General features: G+C 64.9%; 18 protein-coding genes. 3 read left to right on the top strand and 15 right to left on the bottom strand.

Annotated elements, in window-relative coordinates; genetic code table 11:
• Positions 1-57: 57 nt before the first annotated feature.
• From ileS to LBW87_RS04030, 15 genes are all read right to left on the bottom strand, one after another.
• Positions 58-2,952, bottom strand: a complete 2,895-nt coding sequence (gene ileS, locus LBW87_RS04100) for an isoleucine--tRNA ligase (RefSeq protein ID WP_225200149.1) — start codon at positions 2,950-2,952, stop codon at positions 58-60.
• Between the two features lie 102 nt (positions 2,953-3,054).
• A complete protein-coding gene (locus tag LBW87_RS04095) occupies positions 3,055-4,032 on the bottom strand; it encodes a bifunctional riboflavin kinase/FAD synthetase (RefSeq protein WP_225200148.1) in 978 nt (325 codons plus the stop codon).
• Between the two features lie 143 nt (positions 4,033-4,175).
• A complete protein-coding gene (locus LBW87_RS04090; protein WP_225200147.1) occupies positions 4,176-4,883 on the bottom strand; it encodes a GntR family transcriptional regulator in 708 nt (235 codons plus the stop codon).
• A gap of 39 nt (positions 4,884-4,922) precedes the next feature.
• Complete coding sequence (gene hpxZ / locus LBW87_RS04085) at positions 4,923-5,309, bottom strand: oxalurate catabolism protein HpxZ (protein ID WP_225200146.1); 387 nt, start codon at positions 5,307-5,309, stop codon at positions 4,923-4,925.
• Entirely contained in the window at positions 5,306-5,986 is a 681-nt protein-coding gene (locus tag LBW87_RS04080) for a cysteine hydrolase family protein (RefSeq protein ID WP_225200145.1), read from the bottom strand. Before LBW87_RS04080 ends, hpxZ begins: the two co-directional genes overlap by 4 nt.
• Complete coding sequence (locus LBW87_RS04075; protein WP_225200144.1) at positions 5,983-7,557, bottom strand: ABC transporter ATP-binding protein; 1,575 nt, start codon at positions 7,555-7,557, stop codon at positions 5,983-5,985. The genes LBW87_RS04080 and LBW87_RS04075 overlap by 4 nt, the downstream gene beginning before the upstream one ends.
• A gap of 2 nt (positions 7,558-7,559) precedes the next feature.
• Positions 7,560-8,255, bottom strand: a complete 696-nt coding sequence (locus tag LBW87_RS04070) for a cysteine hydrolase family protein (RefSeq protein ID WP_225200143.1) — start codon at positions 8,253-8,255, stop codon at positions 7,560-7,562.
• Positions 8,256-8,300: 45 nt separating this feature from the next.
• On the bottom strand, positions 8,301-9,221 hold the full coding sequence (locus tag LBW87_RS04065; protein WP_225200142.1) for an ABC transporter permease: 921 nt from the start codon (positions 9,219-9,221) through the stop codon (positions 8,301-8,303).
• Positions 9,214-10,314 carry an ABC transporter permease gene (locus tag LBW87_RS04060; RefSeq protein ID WP_225200141.1) on the bottom strand — a complete coding sequence of 367 codons (1,101 nt, stop codon included), beginning with the start codon at positions 10,312-10,314 and terminating at the stop codon, positions 9,214-9,216. The genes LBW87_RS04065 and LBW87_RS04060 overlap by 8 nt, the downstream gene beginning before the upstream one ends.
• A 19-nt stretch (positions 10,315-10,333) precedes the next feature.
• Positions 10,334-11,431 (bottom strand): BMP family ABC transporter substrate-binding protein, encoded by a 1,098-nt coding sequence (locus LBW87_RS04055; RefSeq protein ID WP_225200140.1) that lies wholly within the window; start codon positions 11,429-11,431, stop codon positions 10,334-10,336.
• A gap of 41 nt (positions 11,432-11,472) precedes the next feature.
• Complete coding sequence (locus LBW87_RS04050; RefSeq protein WP_225200139.1) at positions 11,473-12,330, bottom strand: ABC transporter ATP-binding protein; 858 nt, start codon at positions 12,328-12,330, stop codon at positions 11,473-11,475.
• Complete coding sequence (locus LBW87_RS04045) at positions 12,327-13,118, bottom strand: ABC transporter permease (RefSeq protein WP_225200138.1); 792 nt, start codon at positions 13,116-13,118, stop codon at positions 12,327-12,329. Before LBW87_RS04045 ends, LBW87_RS04050 begins: the two co-directional genes overlap by 4 nt.
• A 7-nt stretch (positions 13,119-13,125) precedes the next feature.
• The gene (locus LBW87_RS04040; RefSeq protein ID WP_225200137.1) at positions 13,126-14,133 is read right to left on the bottom strand and encodes an ABC transporter substrate-binding protein; all 1,008 of its coding nucleotides are present in this window, start codon (positions 14,131-14,133) and stop codon (positions 13,126-13,128) included.
• Positions 14,134-14,167: 34 nt separating this feature from the next.
• Positions 14,168-15,994 carry an allophanate hydrolase gene (atzF, locus tag LBW87_RS04035; protein ID WP_225200136.1) on the bottom strand — a complete coding sequence of 609 codons (1,827 nt, stop codon included), beginning with the start codon at positions 15,992-15,994 and terminating at the stop codon, positions 14,168-14,170.
• A 248-nt stretch (positions 15,995-16,242) separates the two neighbouring features.
• Entirely contained in the window at positions 16,243-16,968 is a 726-nt protein-coding gene (locus tag LBW87_RS04030; RefSeq protein WP_225200135.1) for a 16S rRNA (uracil(1498)-N(3))-methyltransferase, read from the bottom strand.
• A gap of 220 nt (positions 16,969-17,188) precedes the next feature.
• Between LBW87_RS04030 and tkt the strand changes: the two genes are divergently transcribed.
• The 3 genes from tkt to gap all read left to right on the top strand — a co-directional run bounded on the left by tkt (position 17,189) and on the right by gap (position 20,824).
• A complete protein-coding gene (tkt, locus tag LBW87_RS04025) occupies positions 17,189-19,183 on the top strand; it encodes a transketolase (protein WP_225200134.1) in 1,995 nt (664 codons plus the stop codon).
• Between the two features lie 9 nt (positions 19,184-19,192).
• A complete protein-coding gene (locus LBW87_RS04020) occupies positions 19,193-19,738 on the top strand; it encodes a GNAT family N-acetyltransferase (protein ID WP_225200133.1) in 546 nt (181 codons plus the stop codon).
• A gap of 72 nt (positions 19,739-19,810) precedes the next feature.
• Positions 19,811-20,824 carry a type I glyceraldehyde-3-phosphate dehydrogenase gene (gap, locus tag LBW87_RS04015; RefSeq protein ID WP_225200132.1) on the top strand — a complete coding sequence of 338 codons (1,014 nt, stop codon included), beginning with the start codon at positions 19,811-19,813 and terminating at the stop codon, positions 20,822-20,824.
• The last annotated feature ends 222 nt before the right edge of the window (positions 20,825-21,046 follow it).

Genomic DNA, 21,046 nt, shown 5'->3' with positions numbered 1-21,046 from the left:
TTATTGTTTAAGGCTGGATGCTCCCGGCGACAAGCCGGGAGCGGTCCTAAGTGGAGATCAGGCGAAGCGGCGTTGCTCGCCCTGGCCAAACAGGTTCGAATAGCAGCGACCGCACAGGCCAGGATGCTCGGCATGAGACCCGACGTCGGCGCGATAGTGCCAGCAGCGTTCGCATTTCTGTTCGGTCGACGGCGTCACGATCACGCTTTCGGCTTCGACACTGTCGACCGGCGTGACGCTGGCGGCGGAAGTGATCAGCACGAACTTGAGATCGTCGCCCAGGCTTTGCAGCAGGGCTGCCTTGTCGCCGGCGACCTTCAGTTCGACTTCGGCCTGCAGGGACGAACCGATGCCGCCGGCGATCCGCACCTCTTCCAGTTGCTTGGTGACGGCGGCGCGCACTTCGTGCAGCACGGCAAACTTGGCCAGCAAGGCTTCGGCGTCGGCCACTTGCGGCACCGCGTGGTAGGTCTGGCTGAAGATGGTGTCGTCGCTCTGCGCCAGTGCCTCCGGCGTGGCAAAGAAACGCCAGGCTTCTTCGGCCGTGAACGACAGGATCGGCGCCATCAGGCGCAGCAGCGCCTGGGTGATGTGCCAGACGGCGGTCTGTGCCGAACGGCGCGCCTCTGATGTCACGCCGCTGGTGTAGAGGCGATCCTTGAGGATGTCGAGATAGAAGCCGCCCAGGTCTTCCGAGCAATACATCTGCAGCTTGGCCACCACCGGATGGAACTCGTAAGTCTCGAAATGCGCCAGCACCTCGGCTTGCAGGCGTGCCACGTTGGCGATCGCATAGCGGTCGATTTCCAGCAGGTCGGCCACCGGCACCGCATCCTTGGCAGGATCGAAGTCGGAGGTGTTGGCCAGCAGGAAGCGCAGCGTGTTGCGGATGCGGCGATACGATTCGGTCACGCGCTTGAGGATTTCGTCCGAGATCGAGATCTCGCCCGAGTAGTCGCTGGAGGCGATCCACAGGCGCAGGATTTCCGCGCCCAGCGAGTCAGCCACCTTTTGCGGCTCGACGCCGTTCTTGAGCGACTTGGACATCTTGCGGCCTTCGCCGTCGACCACGAAGCCGTGCGTCAGCAGCGCCTTGTAGGGCGCCACGCCGTTGAGCATGGCCGACGTCAGCAGCGACGAGTGGAACCAGCCGCGGTGCTGGTCCGAGCCTTCCAGGTAGAGGTCGGCCGGGAACTGCAATTGCTGCTGGTGCGATCCGCGCAGCACGGTCTGGTGCGTCGTGCCCGAATCGAACCAGACGTCCAGCGTGTCGCGGTTCTTGAGGTAATGCTCGGCGTCGTCGCCCAGCAGCTCGCGTGGCTCCAGCGCCTGCCAGGCTTCGATGCCGCCCTGCTCGATGCGCTGGGCGATCTGCTCGATCAATTCCGGCGTGCGCGGGTGCAGCTCGCCCGTTTCCTTGTGCACGAAGAAGGCCATCGGCACGCCCCACTGGCGCTGGCGCGACAGGGTCCAGTCGGGACGGTTGGCGATCATGCCGTGCAGCCGCGCCTTGCCCCAGGCGGGGTAGAAGGCGGTGTCTTCGATCCCCTGCAGGGCGGTCTGGCGCAGGCTCAGTTCGCCGTCCTTGGGAGTGTTGTCCATGCTGGCGAACCACTGCGAAGTGGCGCGATAGATGATCGGCGTCTTGTGGCGCCAGCAATGCATGTAGCTGTGATCGAACATCACCAGCTTGAACAGCGAACCCACTTCGTCGAGCTTGGCGCAGATCGGCTTGGAGGCTTCCCAGATGGTCAGGCCGGCAAACAGCGGCAGGGTCGACGCATAGCGGCCGTCGCCCATCACCGGGTTGATGAAGTCGTCGTCCTTCATGCCGTGCGCCTTGCACGAGATGAAGTCTTCGATACCGTAGGCCGGCGCCGAGTGGACGATGCCGGTGCCGCTGTCGGCGGTCACGTAGTCGCCAAGGAAGATAGGCGACAGGCGGTCATAGCCGGCATCGGCCTTGGCCAGTGGATGGTGGAAGCGGATCAGCGACAGCGCTTCGCCACGGGCGGTGGCGATCACGCGGCCTTCCAGGCCGTAGCGCTGCAGACAGGCCTCGACCAGGTCACGGGCCAAAATCAGCAGCAGCGGTTCGCCATTGCGCGAGGTTTCCACCAGCGCATACTCGAACTCGGGGTGGACGTTGAGCGCCTGGTTGGACGGGATGGTCCAGGGCGTGGTGGTCCAGATCACGATGTAACCGTGGCGAGTCGGCAGCTCGGCCAGGCCGAAGGCGGTTGCCAGCTTGTCGTGTTCGGCAAAGGGGAAGCCGACGTCGATGGCCGGGTCGCGCTTGTCCTGGTATTCGACTTCGGCCTCGGCCAGCGCGGAGCCGCAATCGAAGCACCAGTTGACCGGTTTCAGGCCGCGATAGACATAGCCCTTCTCCAGGATCTTGCCGAGCGCGCGCAGCTCGTCGGCTTCATTGGAGAAGTTCATGGTCTTGTACGGGTTGTCCCATTCGCCCAGCACGCCCAGGCGGATGAAATCGCGGCGCTGCAGGTTGATCTGCTCTTCGGCATAGGCGCGGGCCTTGGCCTGCACCTCGGCCACCGGCAGGTTCTTGCCGTACTTCTTCTCGATCTGGATCTCGATCGGCATGCCGTGGCAATCCCAGCCCGGCACGTATTGGGCGTCGAAGCCGGCCATGTTGCGGGCCTTGACGATCATGTCCTTGAGGATCTTGTTGACGGCGTGGCCCAGGTGGATCTCGCCGTTGGCATACGGCGGGCCGTCATGCAGGATGAACTTGGGGCGGCCGGCGCTGGCGCGACGGATGCGCTGGTAGAGCTTCTGCTCTTGCCATTGCTTGACCCACTGCGGCTCGCGCTTGGCCAGGTCGCCGCGCATCGGGAAATCGGTTTCGGTCATGTTGACCGGATACTTGGAAGGCGTCTTGCCTGGCTTGTCCTGCTTGCCCGGCTTGACCGGCGATTCGTTGTTCGACATGAGGTTTCTCGTAAGGAATGCTGTTAATTCTGGGGCCGCACCAGTGCGCGGCAGGAAGACGGGGTGCTGGACGACGGGGCTTGCAGCCACCGCCGGCCAGCGTCAAATTCGGTCGGTCGCCGAAATGGCAAAGCCGCCGTTCTGCGCGAAGTAGGCGCGCGCCTGGTCGGCGTCGCGGGCAATGGCTGCGGTCAGCGTGGGCAGATCGACGTATTTTTCTTCGTCACGCAGCTTTTTCAGGAATTCGACCCGCAGCAGCTTGCCGTAGCAATCGCCCTGGAAATCCAGCAGGTGCGTCTCGAGCAGCACCCGGCCACTGTCGTCGACCGTCGGCCGCACGCCCAGGCTGGCCACTGCCGGCAGCGGTTGCGCCGCCAGTCCGTGCACCTGCACCACGAAGATGCCCGACAAGGCCGGGCGCTTGTGGCCGACCCGCATGTTGAGCGTGGGAAAACCGATGGTGCGGCCCAGTTTCTTGCCGTGCACCACATGGCCGGTGATCGCATACGAGTGACCCAGCAGCTGGCGCGCCAGCTGGAGGTCGCCCGCGGCCAGCGCCGCGCGCACCGCCGACGACGAGATACGCACCCCGGCATTGGTCACGGTCGGCATCGAATGCACCTCGAAGCCATGTTCACGACCGGCCTCGATCAGGGTTTGCAGGTTGCCGGCACGCCGGGCGCCGAAGCAGAAGTCGTCGCCGACCATCAGCCAGCGCACGTGCAGGCCCTGCACCAGGATCTTTTCGATGAAGTCTTGTGGCGACAACGCCGCAAAGTGGCTGCCGAAATGTTCGACGATGACGCGGTCGATGCCGGCGTTGGTCAGCGACTGCAGCTTGTCACGCAGGTTGGCGATGCGGGCGGGAGCGATCTCGGGCTTACCGAGCAGTTGCGCAAAGAACTCGCGCGGGTGCGGTTCGAACGTCATCACCGCAGCGTCCAGCCCGAAGCGGCCCGCAGCCTCGCGCACCTGCGCCAAGAGCGCCTGGTGGCCAAGATGCACGCCGTCGAAGTTGCCGATTGTCAGCGCACAGGGCGCGCGTGATTCGGCGTTGGGAAGTCCGCGAAATACCTTCATCTAGACAGGGGAAAGTGACGCTGTTGCAAAAGCCCTCCATTATAAATGTTTTCGGAGGCTTTCCCTTATTTGCGGCCGCGCTTGGTGCAAAGCATTGTTTTTGATGGTTTCACCACGGAAACTTGCCATTCATGCAATGGTGTCTAACGGTGCGCCTGCAGCGTCGGGTCGGTGGTCTGTTCCTGGCGCGCCTCGGCCAACATCCAGATGGTGATCTTGCGCACTTCCAGCTTGCTCTGGGTGATGTGGGCGCGCAGCAGGATCTGCGCCTCGGTGGTCTTGCGCTTGGCGATCAGCTGCAATATCTTGCCGTGCTCTTCATAGGTCGCATCGACCCGGTTCTTCTTCAGGAAGTCGAGCCGCCGCACGATGCGGATCTTTTCGGTGACCTGGGTATGCACCCGGGTCATCTCGTCGTTGCCCGCCGCCGCCACCAGGTTGGTGTGGAAGGCCTCGTCGAGCTCGGCCACCATCACCGCGTCCGACAGGCGCGCCTCGGGCGCCACCAGCCAGGTGCCGTTGAGCGATTGCAGCCCGGCCGACGGTTCTTGCTGCTGGCACAGTTTTTCCAGCGACGCCATCTCGAGCACGATGCGCAGGTCATACAGGTTGTCGAGCCGGTCAAAGTCGATCGGACAGACTCGCCAGCCGCGCCTGAAACCGACCTCGAGGTAACCCTCTCGCTGCAACCTGAACAGCGCATCGCGCAGCGGCGTGCGGGACACGCCCTGGCGCTGCGCCATCTCGGTCTCGGTGAAGTTGTCCCCGGGCAGCAGGCGAAAATTGAAGATCTCGTCCTTGAGCCGGGTGTAGACCTGTTCGGCAAGTGGATTGGCGACGGTGACTGTCATGGTGAGCTGGTTCGTGTTCGGTTAGCGCATGACAAAAGCTTATGCCATCAGGCTGACATGGGCGGCGACGATGCGCCAGCCTGGTTCCATCTTCACCCACGTCTGCATCTGGCGGCCGGTGCGATCAGAGGTGTGGTCGGTGAATTCGGTCGAGACCGTAGCATAGTCGGTGCCGAAGGTAGTGACAACGGTGCGCTGCAGCTTGCGCGAGGACGGCACCGGCGCGCAGCTCTGCCGGTACTGGCGGATCGCCTCGCCGCCCAGCAGCACCTCGGCCACGCCGTAGCGCACCGTTTGCGGGTGATACCAGAACCAGCGGTCCAGGGTCGGGATGTCATTGATCAGCAGCGCATATTCGTAGTCGGCGAAGACTTGTTCGACCTCGGCGACGACTTGCGGCAGGTTGATTTGATGGGACGGTGTCATGCGGCGGCTCCGGCAAGAGGTTGGAATGCGTGTTGCAGTTCAGCCAGGCTGGCCTTCCAGCCGACGATGCCGCCCTGGGCAATCAGCATGGTCAGCGTTGCCTGGTGCAGCGAGGGGAAGTAGCTGGCGCAGGCGTCCTCGATGATCAGGCATTCGTAGCCGCGATCGTTGGCTTCGCGCATCGAGGTCTGCACGCACACTTCGGTGGTGACGCCGGCGAACAGCAGGTGGCTGATGCCGCGCTGCTGCAACTGCGCATGCAGGTCGGTGGCATAGAAGGCGCCCTTGCCGGGTTTGTCGATGACCAGTTCGCCCGCCACCGGCGCCAGCTGCGGCAGGATCTGGTTGCCTGGCTCGCCGCGCACCAGGATGCGGCCCATCGGACCGACATCGCCAATGCCCAGTGCAGCATTGCCGCGCCGGCGTTTGGCGGGCGGGCAATCCGACAGGTCCGGCAGATGCGATTCACGGGTATGCACCACCAGCAGGCCGGCCGCGCGCGCGGTGGCCAGCAGCGCGGCGACGGTGGGCACGATGGCCGCCAGCGGGCGCACGTCGTTGCCCAGAGCGCTGCCGAAGCCGCCTTCCTCGACGAAGTCGCGCTGCATGTCGATCACCACCAGCGCCGTGCTGCGTGGGTCGAACGGATAGGGGTACGGTTGTGCCTGGACGATCATGCCGACTCCCGTTGGGTTGAGGTGTGGCCGGCCATGTGGCGGCCCAGTTCGGCGCGGTCGGCGCCGTGCGTGGCGACCTGTTCGGCGGCATGCACGATGGCGCCGTCGGTCATCACCAGGATCCGGTCCGACAGCGCCAGCAGTTCGTCCAGGTCTTCGCTGACCAGCAGGATCGCCGCGCCTTGTTCGCGCGCCTGTAACAGCCTGGCATGGATGTCGGCGACCGACGCAAAGTCGAGCCCGAATACCGGGTTGGCGACGATCAGCACATTGGCCGCTTGCTGGTCGTTGCTGGCGTCGCCCAGCTCGCGGGCCAGCACTGCGCGTTGCACGTTGCCACCCGAGAGCGTGCCGATGGCGCGTTCAGGCACCGGCGGGCGCACGTTGAAGGCGCTGATCAGGCTGTGCGCCTGGCGCCGCAAGGCAGAACGATCCAGGCTCCAGGCCAGCCATCCCCGGCGCCTGAACGGCGCCACGTCGAAATTGCGCAGCGCCATGTTCTCGGCCACGCTCATGCCGGCAATGCAGGCGTTGCGCAGTGGTTCCTCGGGCAGGGCAAATACCCGGCGCGCCCGCATTTCACTGCGCGTGGCGCCATAGGCTGCGCCATCGATGCGCACTTCGCCCGACAGCCGGCGGCGCTGGCCCAGCAGCGCTTCGACCAGTTCCTTCTGGCCATTGCCGGAGATCCCGGCCAGGCCGACGATCTCGCCGCGCCTGACCTGCAGCGACAAGGCGCGCACGGCGGCCACGCCGCGGTCGTTGTTGACGGTGAGCGATGCCACCTCCAGTCCCGGCACCGCGGTCACCGGCACCGGCGGTCGTGCGGCCAGCGCCTTTTCTTCGCGCGCGTGTCCCATCATCCAGTGCGCCAGTTCGGCCGGGCCGGTGTCGGCCACGCGGGCGCTGCCCACCAGCTGTCCCCGGCGCAACACCGTGACATCGTCGGCGTAGGCCGTGACCTCGTGAAACTTGTGGGTGATCATCAGGACCGTCAGCGCCTGGCGCCGGGTCAGGGTGTGCATCAGGCCCAGCACTTCGTCGGCCTCCTGCGGGGTCAGCACCGAGGTCGGTTCGTCGAGGATCAGCAGGCGGCGTTGCAGGTAGAGTTGCTTCAGTATCTCGAGCTTCTGTTTTTCGCCGGCCGACAGGCTCGATACCGGGCGCTCCAGGTCGAGCGCGAACGGCATGGTCTGCATGAAGGCGCGCAGCGCCGCCCGTTCGCCGGACCAGCGGATGCGCAACGGCAGGTCGCCGCGCGCCAGCAACAGGTTCTCGGCCACCGACAGGCTGGGCGCCAGCGTGAAATGCTGGTACACCATGCCGATGCCGAGTTGATTGGGCACGCGCGGGCCGCGTATCTCGACTTCGCGCTGGTCGGCCACGATGGCGCCCTGGTCGAGCGGGCTGTAGCCCACCAGTCCCTTCACCAGCGTGCTCTTGCCGGCCCCGTTCTCGCCCAGCAGCGCATGGATGGTGCCGGCGCGAATCTTCAGCGACACCCGGTCCAGCGCGCGAAAGCTGCCGAAGGATTTGCCGGCGCCGATGATCTCCAGCTCGAGCGCGTGCACGATCAGGCTCCCAGTGCCTGGATCAGCGACTGCGCATCGGATACCGCGCCGAACACGCCGCCCTGCATCTTGATCATCGACAGCGCAGCCAGGTGGTTGGCATGGTCGGTGGCGCCGCAGCAGTCGGCCAGCATCACGCATTCATAGCCGCGGTCGTTGGCCTCGCGCATGGTGGTGTGCACGCAGACATCTGTGGTGATCCCGGTCAGGACCAGGTTGCGGATGCCACGGGTGCGCAGCAGCAGGTCGAGATCGGTGGCGCAGAACGAGCCCTTGCCGGGCTTGTCGATGATGATCTCGCCGGCCAGCGGCGCCAGCTCGTCGATGATTTCCCAACCCGGTTCGCCCCGCACCAGGATCCTGCCGCACGGGCCGGGATCGCCGATGCCGACGCCATTGGTGCCGATCTGGCGCGAGCGCCAGCGCTTGTTGGCCGGCAGGTCCGACAGGTCGGGGCGATGCCCTTCACGGGTGTGGATGATGGCGTAGCCGCCGGCCCGCATGGCGCTCAGCACCCGTTTGATCGGTTCGATCGGCGCCCGCGTGAGCGACAGGTCGTAGCCCATCTTGTCGACGTAGCCGCCGATGCCGCAGAAGTCGGTCTGCATGTCGATCACCACCAGTGCAGTATTGGCGGGCGTGAGCGCGCCGTCGTAGGGCCATGGATAGGGTTCGGCCTGGATGAAGAGTTGCGACATTGACGGCTCCGTAAATGGTTGGCGAAGTTGGCGAGATTAGCGGGGTTAGCGGGTCAGGCTGAGTTCGCCGGGGCTGCTGGCGAGGGTGCGATCGGGGCGGCAGGTCAGGATCATGATCAGCAGCGTCAGCGCGTAGGGGGCGGCATTGAACAGGTAATAGCCGGCGCTGATGCCGACCGCCTGCAAGGCCGGACCGAGCGCGCCGGCCGCGCCGAACAGCAGCGCCGCCAGCAGGCAACGCCACGGTTGCCAGCGGGCGAAGATCACCAGCGCCACGGCCATCAGTCCCTGGCCGCTCGACAGGCCTTCGTTCCAGCTGCCCGGGTAATAGAGCGACAGGTAGGCGCCGCCGACGGCCGCCAGGAAACCGCCGGCCGAGGTGGCGGCGATGCGCGTGGCATTGATCCGATAGCCCAGCGCGCGTGCCGTGTCGACGTGGTCGCCCACCAGTCGCAGCGCCAGCCCCCAGCGCGTGGCCGACAGGCTCCACTGCAGCAGCAGCGCCAGCAGCACGCCGATGATGAACAGCGCATTGATCTGCAAGGCATGATGCAGCCGCTCGTTGTCGCTCCAGAAGCCGAGGTCGATCGAAGGCAGCATCGGCGCCTGCGGCTGGATGAAGGGTTTGCCCAGGAAGAAGGCGAGGCCGGTGCCCAGCAGCATCAGGGCGATCCCGAAGGCGATGTCGTTGACCCTCGGCAGCGAACACACCAGCCCGTGCAGCGCCCCCAGCAGCAAGCCCGAGCCGCCTGCGGCCAGCACCCCCAGCCAGGCCGAGCCCGACAGCAGCGAGGCCGCATAGCCGGTCATGGCGCCACAGACCAGGATGCCTTCGAGACCCAGGTTGACGCGTCCGCCTTTTTCGGTGAGGCATTCACCGAGACTGACGAACAGGAACGGCGTGCCGACCCGGATCGCTCCGGCCAGCAGCGCCAGCAGCAGGGTGGAATAATCGATTTCAGCCATGCTTGACCTCGTTGGATGTCGCTTGCCAGCGCAACTTGAGCGCATCGAGCCGGCCGCCGATGGATTCCCATGCCAGCAGGTTGCAGAACAACAGCCCCTGTAGCACCAGGGTGGTAGCGTCGGGCAGGTCGAGCCGGCGTTGCAGCAGGCTGCCGCTGGCTTCGACGCCGCCGATGACCACCGCGCAGACGATGATGGCCAAGGGATTCTGGCGCGCCGCGAAGGCCACCAGGATCCCGGAAAAACCGTAACCGGCCAGCAGCGCGCTGTTGGCGCTGCCATGCACGGCGGTCACTTCGAACAGCCCCGCCAGGCCGGCGGCGGCGCCACCCAGCGCGCAGGCCAGCAAGACCAGGCGATTGACCGGCAGCCCCACCAGGCGGGCTGTGCGCACATTGCCGCCCACCACCGCCAGGGCAAAACCGGTCACGCTATGGCGCAGGAAGACCCAGGCCGCGACACAGGCCAGCACGCCCCAGACCAATCCCCAGTGGACTTCCAGCCCGGGCAGGGCGCTCACCAGATAGGTGTCCGGCAGCGGCACGGTGGAGGGTTTATTGAGACTGGCCGGGTCGCGCAGCGGGCCTTCGACCAGGTGCTTGAAGAGCGCCACGGCAAGGTAGGACAGCAACAGGCTGGAGATGGTCTCGTTGACGCCGCGCCACTGCCGCAGCGCCCCGCACAGCGCGATCCACAAGGCGCCGGCCAGCATCGCCGCCAGCGCCATCAAGGGCAGCATCAGTGCCTGCGGCCATGCCGGCAGCAGCGAGGGAGTCACCGCTGCCGCCAGTCCGCCCAGGGCCAGCGCCCCTTCGCCGCCGATGACCACCAGCCCGACCCGCGCCGGCAGCGCCACGCAGAGCGCCGTCAGCAGCAGGGGAGCGGCCCGTTGCAAGGTGTTCTGCCAGGCAAAGGTCGAGCCAAACGCGCCCTGGTAGATCAGCAGGCAGGCGTCCAGCGCCGGCCGTCCCTGCAACAGCAGGAACAGCACGAACAGCAGCAGCGTACCCAGCAATGCATACACGGTCGGCAGCAGCGGGGCGGCGGCGTTGAATGCGCTGGCGCGCCAGCGCAGGACGGCAACTGAAGTCATGGCGCCTCCCGGGCGAAGTTCAGACCTGGCCCACGACGCCGGCCACCAGATAGTTCATCTTCTCCAGTGCGACATCGGTCTGCGCCTGCACCGTGCCGGAGGCGATCACCACATTGCCCTTGTTGTCCTTGATCGGGCCCTTGAAGATCTGGAATTTGCCGGCCAGCATCTGCGCCTTGATCTCTTCGGCGCGGGTCTTGGCGGCGGCGCTGACGGCCGCGCCATAAGGCGACATGCGCACGAAGTTATCCTTCAGTCCGCCGCGCAGGAAGTTGATCATCGGCTTGCCCTCGAGCGTGGCCTTGACGATCTCGGTGTAGGGCGTGGCCCAGTTCCATTCGGCGCCGGTCAGGTAACCCTTGGGCGCCAGCCCGGCCTGGCTGGCGTGGTAGCCGGTGGTCATCACGCCGCGTTTTTCTGCGGTCTCGACGATCACCTTGGGACCATCGACGTGACAGGTGATCACGTCGCAGCCCTGGTCGATGAGGCTGTTGGCGGCTTCGGCTTCCTTCACCGGCAGCGACCAGTCACCGGTGAAGATGACCCGGGTCGTGATGCTGGGGTCGACCGACTGCGCGCCCAGCGTGAAGGCATTGATGTTGCGCAGCACCTGCGGGATCGGCTTGGCGGCGATGAAGGCCAGCTTCTTGCTGCGGCTCATGTGGCCGGCGATCACCCCCGACAGGTATTCGCACTCTTCGATATAGCCGAAGAAGCTGCCCACGTTCATCGGATGCTTGCCGGCAGTCCACAGGCCGCCGCAGTGGGCGATGCGCACCTTGGGATATTTCTCGGCGATCTTCAGCACGTGCGGATCGAAATAGCCGAACGAGGTGGGGAAGATCAACTGCGCGCCATCCTGCTGGATCATCGCTTCCATGGTCTTTTGCACCGCCACCGTCTCGGGCACCTTTTCTTCTTCGATCACCTTTACGCCGGGCAGCTTCTTGATGATGGCTGCGGCTTGCGCATGTGACTGGTTGTAGCCGAAGTCGTCGCGCGCGCCGACATAGATGAAGCCCACGGTCAGCGGCGCGGCGGCCAGCAGGTCCAGCGGAAAGGCGGCGCCCAGTGCGGCAGCTCCGGTGATTTTCAACAAATCGCGACGTGTCTTCATGTTCTATGGCTCCTGTGGACGTGGGGTGATGAATATCGGGATTACGACAGCGTCAGCGTGCCTGGCGCCTGCATGCGCGCCGGGCGTCGCACTTCGCGCTGGAAGATTTCCATGCTCAGTTTCTTGGCCGAGACGAAACCAGGCTGCGACAGCGTCTCGATGGTGCGCGGGCGCGGGTCGTCGTATTTCAGGATGTCGGCCACGGCAGTCGGACGCTTGGTCAGCAACAGGATCTCGTCGGCCAGGTAGACCGCTTCTTCCAGGTCGTGCGACACCAGCACCATGGTGGTGCCGGTCTGCATGAAGACCTCTTGCAGTTTTTCGCGGATGAACAGCGTCATCTCGAAGTCCAGCGCCGAGAACGGTTCGTCGAGAAACAGCACCTCCGGCCCCGGCGCCAGCGCGCGCATGATGGAGGCGGTCTGCTGCTGTCCGCCCGACAATTCGTAGGGATAACGCATCAGGTCGAACTTGACGTCGAAGGACGCCACCAGTTCATCGATGCGGCGCTTGATCTCGGCCTTGGAACGTCCTTCCACCTTGAGCGGGTAGGCGATGTTGTCGATCGTGCGCAGCCACGGAAACAGCGCATCGCGGTAGTTCTGGAACACGTAGCCGATCTTGGTATCGGCCAGCGACTTGCCGTCGAACAGGATCTGGCCGCGGTCGACCGGCGTCAGTCCGGCGATCATGTTGATCAGGGTCGACTTGCCGCAACCGTTGGGCCCGAACACCGACACGATCTTGTGCTTCGGAATGTCGAGATCGAAGTCTTCGTACAGCGGCCAGCCGGCGAAGTACTTGGTCAGGCCGCGGATGGTGATATGGGTGCCAGGCGGACCCGGCACGAAGGGGGGCTCGACCGCCAGGTCGACCTTGGGACTGATGACGACGCTCATCTTCCGCTCCAGTGGACAATACGTTTTTCGATGACGATGAAGACCACATTCAATGCATAGCCCAACGCGCCGGCCGACAGGATGGCGGCGTACATCTCGCGCACATTGAGCACTTGCTGGGCATCGATGATGCGATGGCCCAGGCCGTTTTCGGAGCCGATGAACATCTCGGCCACGATCACGATCACCAGCGCCATCGAGACCGCGCTGCGCAGGCCCACGAAGGTCGGCTGCAGGCTTTCCCAGATCAGCACGTCCTTGAAGATGCGCCAGTTCGACGCCCCCATCACGCGCGCCGCCATGACCCGCTGCTTGCGGGCATTGAGCACGCCATAGGCGCTGTTGAACAACACGATCAGCAATGCGCCGAAGGCGGCGATGGCGACCTTGTTGACGTCGGACACGCCAAAGATCAGCAGGAACAGCGGGATCAGTGCCGACGACGGCGTCGAGCGAAAGAAGTCGATCAGGAACTCGACGCTGCGATAGGCGCGCTCGTTGCTGCCCAGCAGCACGCCCAGCGGCACGCCGATGACGGCCGCGATGACGAAGGCCTGCACGGTGCGCCAGACCGTCACCGCAAAGTCGGTCAGCAGCGCGCCGCCGGCCAGGCCGTTGACCATCGCCACCAGCGTGGCGCCCGGCGGCGGCAGCAGGATTGCCTTGATCCAGCCGGCGCGCACCACCAGGTCCCAGATGACGAACAGCACCAGCGGGCCGATCACCGGCAACAGCCTGAGCCATGGCGACGGCTTGCCTGGCGCGACGGGGGCGGAGGTGTTTGACATGACGGTTTCAGCCCTTGTAGAGGATGCTGTCGACCAGCACGCGGGTCGAGAACACGCCCTTCTCGACGAACAGGTCATAGAACTTCTGGAAGTAGGCGACGTCGCTGGGCTTGAATTCGGAATACAGCATGTAGGACGCCAGCGGCACTTCATTGGTCAGCGAACCCTCGATGGCGGTATAGCCCTTCAGGTAGGCGCGCGCCTGGTCCGGATTGGTGCGGATCAGTTCGATGCCGCGGGTGTAGGCGGCGATGTACTTCTTGGCCAGGTCCGGATGCTTCTTGATGAATTCGGTGGTCAGCGCGGCGGCGCCGCCGTGCCAGGGCGCCATCGGATCGCCCAGGATGTACTTGGCAATCACGCCCGCTTCGAGCAGGCGGGTGGTGTTGTTCATGCGGCCGACGGTGCCGGTCGGCTCCAGCGTATAGACCGCGTCGACCTGGCCCGCCGCCAGCGAGGCGACGTGCTGGCCGATCGGCAGTTCGACCACGGTGGCACCGGTGGCGCCGGCGCGCTCGAGCACGGTCTTGGCCAGGGTCACGTTCTGGATGCCGGGGCCGGAGGCGACCTTCTTGCCCTTGAGTTCGGCGATCGACTTGATCGGGCTGTCCTTGGGCACCAGGAATTCATCCAGCACGTACTTGGCGTTGCTGGGATTGGTGGCGAAGATCTTGAACAGGCCCGGCTGGGCGATCTCGCCGATGGCCAGGTTGCCGGCGCCGGTGCCGTTGGCCGAGCCGTCGGCGCGACCGGCGAGCATGGCTTCCATCACCTGCTGGGCGCCGGCGAATTTCTGTGGTTGCACGTCCAGTCCGGCCTGCTTGAAATACCCGGCTTCCACTGCTGCGTAGAAGGGCAGGCCGGCCGCGACCGGCCAATAACCGATGCGGATCGGCACGCTCTGCGCCCGCACGATGGCCGGCGCACCGGCCAGCAGCGCACTGGCTGCGAGCGCGCCGGCGCCGGCGATGAACTGGCGACGCGGCTGGTTGGGTTGCGATGGGTTCTTTTTCATTGCAGGCTCCGTGGTGAGATGGCAGAAAATCGAATCAGGCGAGGCTGGCCAGGTAGGTCACCCAGGCGCCGTGGTGGGTAATGTCGGTGGCGCCGTCGAGGCCGGCCGGTTCGCAGATGAAGCCCTTGACGGCGCTGCCATCGGCCAGCTCGACGGTGCCGATGCCGAGCGGGGCGGCAATGGCGGCGACGAAGCCGCCAAACTGGCGTAGCGGCATCTGCCACACCTCCACCGCGATGGCGGCGCCTTCGGTGGCGGTGCGCGCCAGGCCTGGTTTTGGGGGCGTGGTGCCGGGCAGGGCGTACAGCCGGTATCTGGGCGCGGTGGTGGTGACGGCCACCCGATGCGCGCCGGCTTCCAGCAGTTGCCAATTCAGTGGTTGCCCGCTCAGGTGTGCACCGACCACGCACACGGCGATGCTGGCTTCGCTGGCCGGCAGCGGGGCGGTGGCGATGGCGTCGGCCTGGCTGGCGCCGCCCAAGGCCTGCTGGAAGCGGGCGCCGGCTTCGGCCAGCATCTGGTCGCTGCCGGCCGGGCCGATCAGCGTGACGCCGGCCGGCAAGCCGTCGCGCCGCCAGAGGCCGGGGATCGCCAGCGCCGCCATGTCCATCAGGTTGACGAAGTTGGTGTAGTAACCGAGTTGCGAATTGCGCACGATCGGGTCGGCTTCGACTTCGGCGATGGTGGGGAAGGTGGTGGTGGTCGGCACCAGCAGCAAATCGCTGTCGGCCAGCAGGGTCTCGGCTTCGCGCCGCAGCTCGGCCAGGTGGTATTGGGCGTTGAAGGCGTCGACGGCGTCGTAGTTCTCGGCCTGGGCCGTGATCTGGCGCACCACCGGGTGCACCGCCTGGTTGTGTTCGATGAAGAAATCGCCCAGCACCGCGCGGCGTTCGCCGACCCACGGCCCCTGGTACAGCATCTGCGCGGCATCGGTGAAGACATCGAAGGCAATGCCCGTGACGGTGACGCCGGGCAGCGCCGTGATCTGCGCCAGCGTGCGCTCATAGGCTTCCTGGGCGATGACGTCGCCGTAGAACTCCGGCTGCTGCGGCACCGCCACCCGATAGCCGCGTCGCTTTACGCCCGCCATCGGCAACGCGCGCGAATACGGATCGGCGGCATCGAAGCCGGCGGCGCTGCGCAACACCTGCCAGGCGCTGCCCACATCGTGGGCGAAGATCGAGATGCAATCCAGCGTGCGGCATGCCGGCACCAGGCCGTGGTTGCTGATCAGGCCGCGACTGGGCTTGAGGCCCACCAGGTTATTAAAGGCGGCCGGCACGCGGCCCGAGCCGGCGGTGTCGGTGCCCAGCGAGAACAGCACCTGGCCCAGTCCGACCGCTACCGCCGAGCCCGAACTGGAGCCGCCCGAGACGTACTCGGGCTTGAAGGTATTGCGCACCGCCCCATAAGGCGAACGCACCCCGACCAGCCCGGTGGCGAACTGGTCCAGGTTGGTCTTGCCGACCAGCAGCGCGCCGGCCTGTTGCAGGCGGGTGACCACGGTGGCGTTGCTGGCGGCCACCCGCGCGTATTCTGGACAGCCAGCGGTGGTGGCCATGTCGGCCACGTCGATGTTGTCCTTGACGGCGAACGGCACGCCGAACAGCGGCATGCTGTCGAATACCGCCGCGCCCTTGATCTGCAACATCAGGTCGAGCGCCGCCGCCTGCTGTCGCAGCTGCTTGGCCGGCACGCGGCTGATCCATACCTCGTCGCGCGCGGCGCTGTCGATGCGGGTCAGCAGATCGCCGATCAATTTGCCTGGCGTCAGGCTGCCATCGCGATAAGCGGCAAGCAGGGCGCCGATGGAAGTAGGGGCCGCAAGGACCTCGGGGATAACGGAAGAATGAGCTGGCATGGTTATATTCAATCTTGAATACAAGAATGAATATATTCAAAGCAGGGAGCGTGCCAGCAGCTTAAAATTCTTGTTTCAGCGGTGAAATCCGCTTGGGAAGGGAGTTTCCGGTCGATGTTGTAGCGCGGGAATGTTGCGGGTGAGCGCGTTGGGCGAGACAAAACGGGGCAGCGTGCGCAGGCTTGGCGCATCCAGGCACGCCAGCGGGGCAGTTGCGCTCACTATCTATATATAAGCAGGCAAGCGGCTTACATCTCGCCCCAGATCGCATTGAGCGCCGCCAGCGCCGCCAGCCCGGCAGTTTCGGTGCGCAGCACGCGCGGGCCCATCGATAGCATCAGCGCGCCTTGCGCGCAGGCAAGTTGCTCTTCCTCTTCGCTGAAGCCGCCTTCGGGGCCGATGAGCAGGGTGACTGCCTGCGGCGGATGATGACGCGCCCAGCCCGACAGCGGTTGCTCGCCACGCGGCGAGAGCAGGATGCGGTGGTGCAGGTCGCTCTGGCCGATCCAGCGCCTGAAATCGGCCAGCGGCGCCAGGTGCGGCAGCCGGTTGCGGCCACTCTGCTCGGCGGCGGCTTGCACGATGCCATCCCAATGGGCCTGTTTCTTTTCGGCACGCTCGCCCGACAGGCGCACCACGCAGCGCTGCGCCGCCAGCGGCTGGATGGCGGTCACGCCCAGCTCGACCGCCTTCTCGATGATCCATTCCATCTTGCTGCCCTCCGGCAAGGCCTGCGCCAGCGCCAGTGCGTAAGGCAGTTCCGCCTCGCGCGGGGAGAAGGTCTTGACCTCAGCCTGGGCGCGCCGCTTCTCGATAGTGGTCAAAGTGGCAACATGTTCGCCGCCCTCGCCATTGAACAGGGTAATATGGTCTCCCGGTTGCAGGCGCAGTACGTGGACGTGATGCGCGACGTGTTCGGGCAGCGAGACGGTGGCGCCGATGGCGAGCGGCTGGGGGCAGAAGAAGCGGGGCATGGCAGGCGATCCTGATGGTGACCCTGAATTCTAATGCCTCGCATGCCCGGCTGGCCGGTGTAAGTGAATGAAGCGCGGCGCACTCTGTTAAAATACAGGCCCGCGCGACCCCGGGAAACGGGGCCGATTGCAGCACCGGAGCCAGCCTTAGCTGTGCGCTAGGCTCCTCGTACCAGGTTTTGACGCCTGCGGGCGTACCCAGCAACTCTTTGACACCGACATGATCTCCACTCTCCCCACCGACAAGATGGCCAACGCGATCCGCGCGCTGGCGATGGACGCTGTACAAAAAGCTAATTCTGGACACCCGGGCATGCCGATGGGGATGGCAGAAATCGCCGTGGCCTTGTGGGCCAAGCACTATCGCCACAACCCGGCCAACCCGCAATGGGCCAACCGCGATCGCTTCGTGCTGTCCAACGGCCACGGCTCGATGCTGCAATACGCGTTGCTGCACCTGACCGGCTACGACCTGTCGATGGATGACATCAAGGCCTTCCGCCAGCTGCATTCGAAGACCGCCGGCCACCCCGAAGTCCATATCACGCCGGGCGTCGAGACCACCACCGGCCCGCTGGGCCAGGGCCTGACCAATGCCGTGGGCATGGCGCTGGCCGAAAAGCTGCTGGCCGCCGAATTCAACAAGCCCGACCTGGCGGTGGTCGACCACCACACCTACGCCTTCGTCGGCGACGGTTGCCTGATGGAAGGCATCTCGCACGAAGCCTGTTCGCTGGCCGGCGTGCTCAAGCTGTCCAAGCTGATCGTGCTGTACGACGACAACGGCATCTCCATCGACGGTCACGTCGAGGGCTGGTTCAAGGATGACACCCCGAAGCGCTTCGAGTCGTATGGCTGGAACGTCATCGGCGGCGTCGACGGCCACAACGTCGAAGCCGTCAGCGCGGCGATCCACCAGGCGCGCCTGGCGGACAAGCCGACCCTGATCTGCTGCCGCACCGTGATCGGCAAGGGCTCTCCCAACCTGGCCGGCACCGACAAGGTGCACGGCGCCGCGTTGGGCGACAAGGAAATCGCTGCCGTGCGCGAAGCCCTGGGCTGGAGCTCGGCGCCGTTCGAAATTCCCGCCGATGTCTACAGCGCCTGGGATGCCAAGGGCACCGGCGCCGACTTCGAAGCGGCCTGGCAAGAGTTGTTCAACGCCTACGCGGCCAAGTACCCGACCGAAGCGGCAGAACTGCAGCGCCGCCTCAAGGGCGAGCTGCCTGCTGCATTCGACCAGACCGTCGCCGCCTTCATCAACTCGACCCTCGAGAAGCAAGAGAACATCGCCACCCGCAAGGCCAGCCAGAATGCCATCGGCGCCTATGCGCCGGTGCTGCCCGAGTTCCTGGGCGGTTCGGCCGACCTGACCGGTTCCAACCTGACCAACTGGAAGGAATCGATTCCGGTGCGCGCCGACCAGGCCGGCAATCACATCAATTACGGTGTGCGCGAATTCGGCATGAGCGCGATCATGAACGGTATCGCCCTGCACGGCGGTTACCTGCCGTTCGGCGCGACCTTCCTGACCTTCTCGGATTACAGCCGCAATGCGCTGCGCATGGCCGCGCTGATGAAGTTGCGCGCCCTGTTCGTGTTTACCCACGATTCGATCGGCCTGGGCGAAGATGGCCCTACCCACCAGTCGGTGGAGCACGTCTCCAGCCTGCGCCTGATCCCCAATCTCGATAACTGGCGTCCGTGCGACACCACCGAATCGGCGGTGGCATGGGCCGAGTCGATCCGTCGCAATGATGGTCCGAGCACGCTGATCTTCTCGCGCCAGAACCTGCCGTTCCAGCCACGCAACGATGCCCAGATCAAGGACATCGCGCGCGGTGGTTACGTGCTGCGCGATGCAGCCGATGCCAAGCTGATCCTGATCGCCACCGGTTCCGAAATCGAACTGGCGGTCAAGGCGGCCGACGCGTTGAGCGCCGAAGGCATTGCAGTGCGCGTGGTGTCGATGCCGTCGACCGATGTGTTCGATCGCCAGGATCGTGCCTACCAGGCCAGCGTGTTGACCCGTGGCGTGCCGCGTGTGGCGATCGAAGCCGGCGTGAGCGCGTTCTGGTACAAGTACGTGGGCCTGGACGGCGCCGTGGTCGGGATCGACACCTTTGGCGAATCGGCGCCGGCCAATGTGCTGTTCAAGCACTTCGGCCTGACCGTCGAGAACGTCGTGGCCAAGGCCAAAGAAGTCCTGGCCTGATCAGTGGCGATGACTTCACAAGACCTGGCAGCAGAGCAGATCACGATTCGTCGCGCCCGGATCGGCGACGCCGCGTCGATTGCCGGCGTGCGCATCGATAGCTGGCGCGCCAGCTATCGTGGCCTGGTGCCTGACAGCTATCTCGATAGCCTGCAGCCCGAGCAAAGCGTCAAGTTGTGGCAGCAGGTGCTGGGCGCGTCGTCCGACGCGGCCTGCACCTACGTGGCCGAGGCCGATGGCGAGATCATCGGTTTTGCCTCGGGCATGACGCTGGCCGACAGCCGCTTCGGCTGCGACGCCGAACTGACCGCCATCTGCGTGCTGCCCGACGAGCAGCGTCGTGGCTTGGGCAAGAAATTGCTGGCCAACGTGGCGGCCACGCTGATTGGCGCCGGCGCCACCGGGTTGATGGCCTGGGTGCTGGCCAAGAACGAAGGCGCGCGGGAATTTTTCGGCGCATTGGGCGCCGAACAGCTCTACGAACAGACATTCACGTGGGACGACGGCAGCGAGATCGACGAAGTCGGTTTCGTCTGGCGCCAGATCAAGGCCTGAGGCGTCAAGAACAACAAAGCCCGGGGCCGGACCGATTTGCATTGATTTTTTTTATACCTTAAGGAGAACAGCATGGCGATTCGCGTGGCAATCAACGGTTATGGCCGCATCGGCCGCAATATCCTGCGCGCCCATTACGAAGGCGGCAAGAAACACGACATCGAGATCGTGGCCATCAATGACTTGGGCGATCCCAAGACCAACGCCCACCTGACCCAGTATGACACTGCCCACGGCAAGTTCCCGGGCACCGTGGTGGTCGATGGCGACTCGATCGTAGTCAATGGCGACCGCATCAAGGTGCTGGCGCAGCGTAATCCGGCCGAATTGCCATGGGGCGAACTGGGCGTGGACGTCGTGCTGGAGTGCACCGGCTTCTTCACCACCAAGGAAAAAGCCAGCGCCCACATCAAGGGCGGCGCCAAGAAAGTCATCATCTCGGCACCGGGCGGCAAGGATGTCGACGCCACCGTTGTGTTCGGCGTCAATGACGGCGTGCTCAAGTCCAGCGACACCGTGATCTCGAACGCATCGTGCACCACCAACTGCCTGGCACCGCTGGTGAAGCCGCTGAACGACAAGATCGGCATCGAAAACGGCTTGATGACCACCATTCACGCCTACACCAACGACCAGGTCCTGACCGACGTCTATCACGAAGACCTGCGTCGCGCCCGTTCGGCCACGCAATCGATGATCCCGACCAAGACCGGCGCTGCCGCCGCCGTCGGCCTGGTGCTGCCGGAACTGAACGGCAAGCTGGACGGTTTCGCCATCCGCGTGCCGACCATCAACGTGTCGATCGTCGACTTGTCGTTCATCGCTTCGCGCGACACCACGGTCGATGAAGTCAACGAGATCCTGAAGGCCGCATCGGAATCGGGTCCGCTCAAGGGCATCCTGGCCTACAACACCGATCCACTGGTGTCGGTCGACTTCAACCACAACCCGGCATCGTCCAACTTCGACGCTACCCTGACCAAGGTCTCCGGCCGTCTGGTGAAGGTTTCGTCGTGGTACGACAATGAGTGGGGTTTCTCGAACCGCATGCTCGACACCACGGTGGCCCTGGTCAACGCCAAGTAATAAGCCATCACAATGCTGTCCGCAGACACCAGTCTGCGGCGGTATTGGCAATTTCCGGGTTGATTCGGCTTCTTTTCATCGGATGCAAGGGCTTGCACCCCGGTGAAAATACGACATCAGCCTGCAAAAGATTGAGAGGCTGTTGCAAACTCCGGTTTGCAATGGCCTTTCGTCCGTCTGCAGTATTGTAATTCTTGCAAGAACAACCCGAATCCACGAGGG

This window comes from Herbaspirillum sp. alder98 (genome assembly GCF_020179755.1).
Taxonomy (GTDB): Bacteria; Pseudomonadota; Gammaproteobacteria; order Burkholderiales; family Burkholderiaceae_D; genus Herbaspirillum.
Note: the sequence above shows the minus strand (reverse complement) of the source record. Positions and strands in the feature narration are given on the sequence as shown.

Bases quoted from the DNA above. Each gene is read 5' to 3' on its own strand.
- LBW87_RS04060 (WP_225200141.1), bottom strand. From the start codon at position 10,314: ATGACTTCAGTTGCCGTCCTGCGCTGGCGCGCCAGCGCATTCAACGCC.
- tkt (WP_225200134.1), top strand. From the start codon at position 17,189: ATGATCTCCACTCTCCCCACCGACAAGATGGCCAACGCGATCCGCGCG.
- LBW87_RS04055 (WP_225200140.1), bottom strand. From the start codon at position 11,431: ATGAAGACACGTCGCGATTTGTTGAAAATCACCGGAGCTGCCGCACTG.
- LBW87_RS04095 (WP_225200148.1), bottom strand. From the start codon at position 4,032: ATGAAGGTATTTCGCGGACTTCCCAACGCCGAATCACGCGCGCCCTGT.
- ileS (WP_225200149.1), bottom strand. From the start codon at position 2,952: ATGTCGAACAACGAATCGCCGGTCAAGCCGGGCAAGCAGGACAAGCCA.
- LBW87_RS04065 (WP_225200142.1), bottom strand. From the start codon at position 9,221: ATGGCTGAAATCGATTATTCCACCCTGCTGCTGGCGCTGCTGGCCGGA.
- LBW87_RS04045 (WP_225200138.1), bottom strand. From the start codon at position 13,118: ATGTCAAACACCTCCGCCCCCGTCGCGCCAGGCAAGCCGTCGCCATGG.
- gap (WP_225200132.1), top strand. From the start codon at position 19,811: ATGGCGATTCGCGTGGCAATCAACGGTTATGGCCGCATCGGCCGCAAT.
- LBW87_RS04030 (WP_225200135.1), bottom strand. From the start codon at position 16,968: ATGCCCCGCTTCTTCTGCCCCCAGCCGCTCGCCATCGGCGCCACCGTC.
- hpxZ (WP_225200146.1), bottom strand. From the start codon at position 5,309: ATGACACCGTCCCATCAAATCAACCTGCCGCAAGTCGTCGCCGAGGTC.
- atzF (WP_225200136.1), bottom strand. From the start codon at position 15,994: ATGCCAGCTCATTCTTCCGTTATCCCCGAGGTCCTTGCGGCCCCTACT.
- LBW87_RS04050 (WP_225200139.1), bottom strand. From the start codon at position 12,330: ATGAGCGTCGTCATCAGTCCCAAGGTCGACCTGGCGGTCGAGCCCCCC.
- LBW87_RS04070 (WP_225200143.1), bottom strand. From the start codon at position 8,255: ATGTCGCAACTCTTCATCCAGGCCGAACCCTATCCATGGCCCTACGAC.
- LBW87_RS04090 (WP_225200147.1), bottom strand. From the start codon at position 4,883: ATGACAGTCACCGTCGCCAATCCACTTGCCGAACAGGTCTACACCCGG.
- LBW87_RS04080 (WP_225200145.1), bottom strand. From the start codon at position 5,986: ATGATCGTCCAGGCACAACCGTACCCCTATCCGTTCGACCCACGCAGC.
- LBW87_RS04020 (WP_225200133.1), top strand. From the start codon at position 19,193: ATGACTTCACAAGACCTGGCAGCAGAGCAGATCACGATTCGTCGCGCC.
- LBW87_RS04040 (WP_225200137.1), bottom strand. From the start codon at position 14,133: ATGAAAAAGAACCCATCGCAACCCAACCAGCCGCGTCGCCAGTTCATC.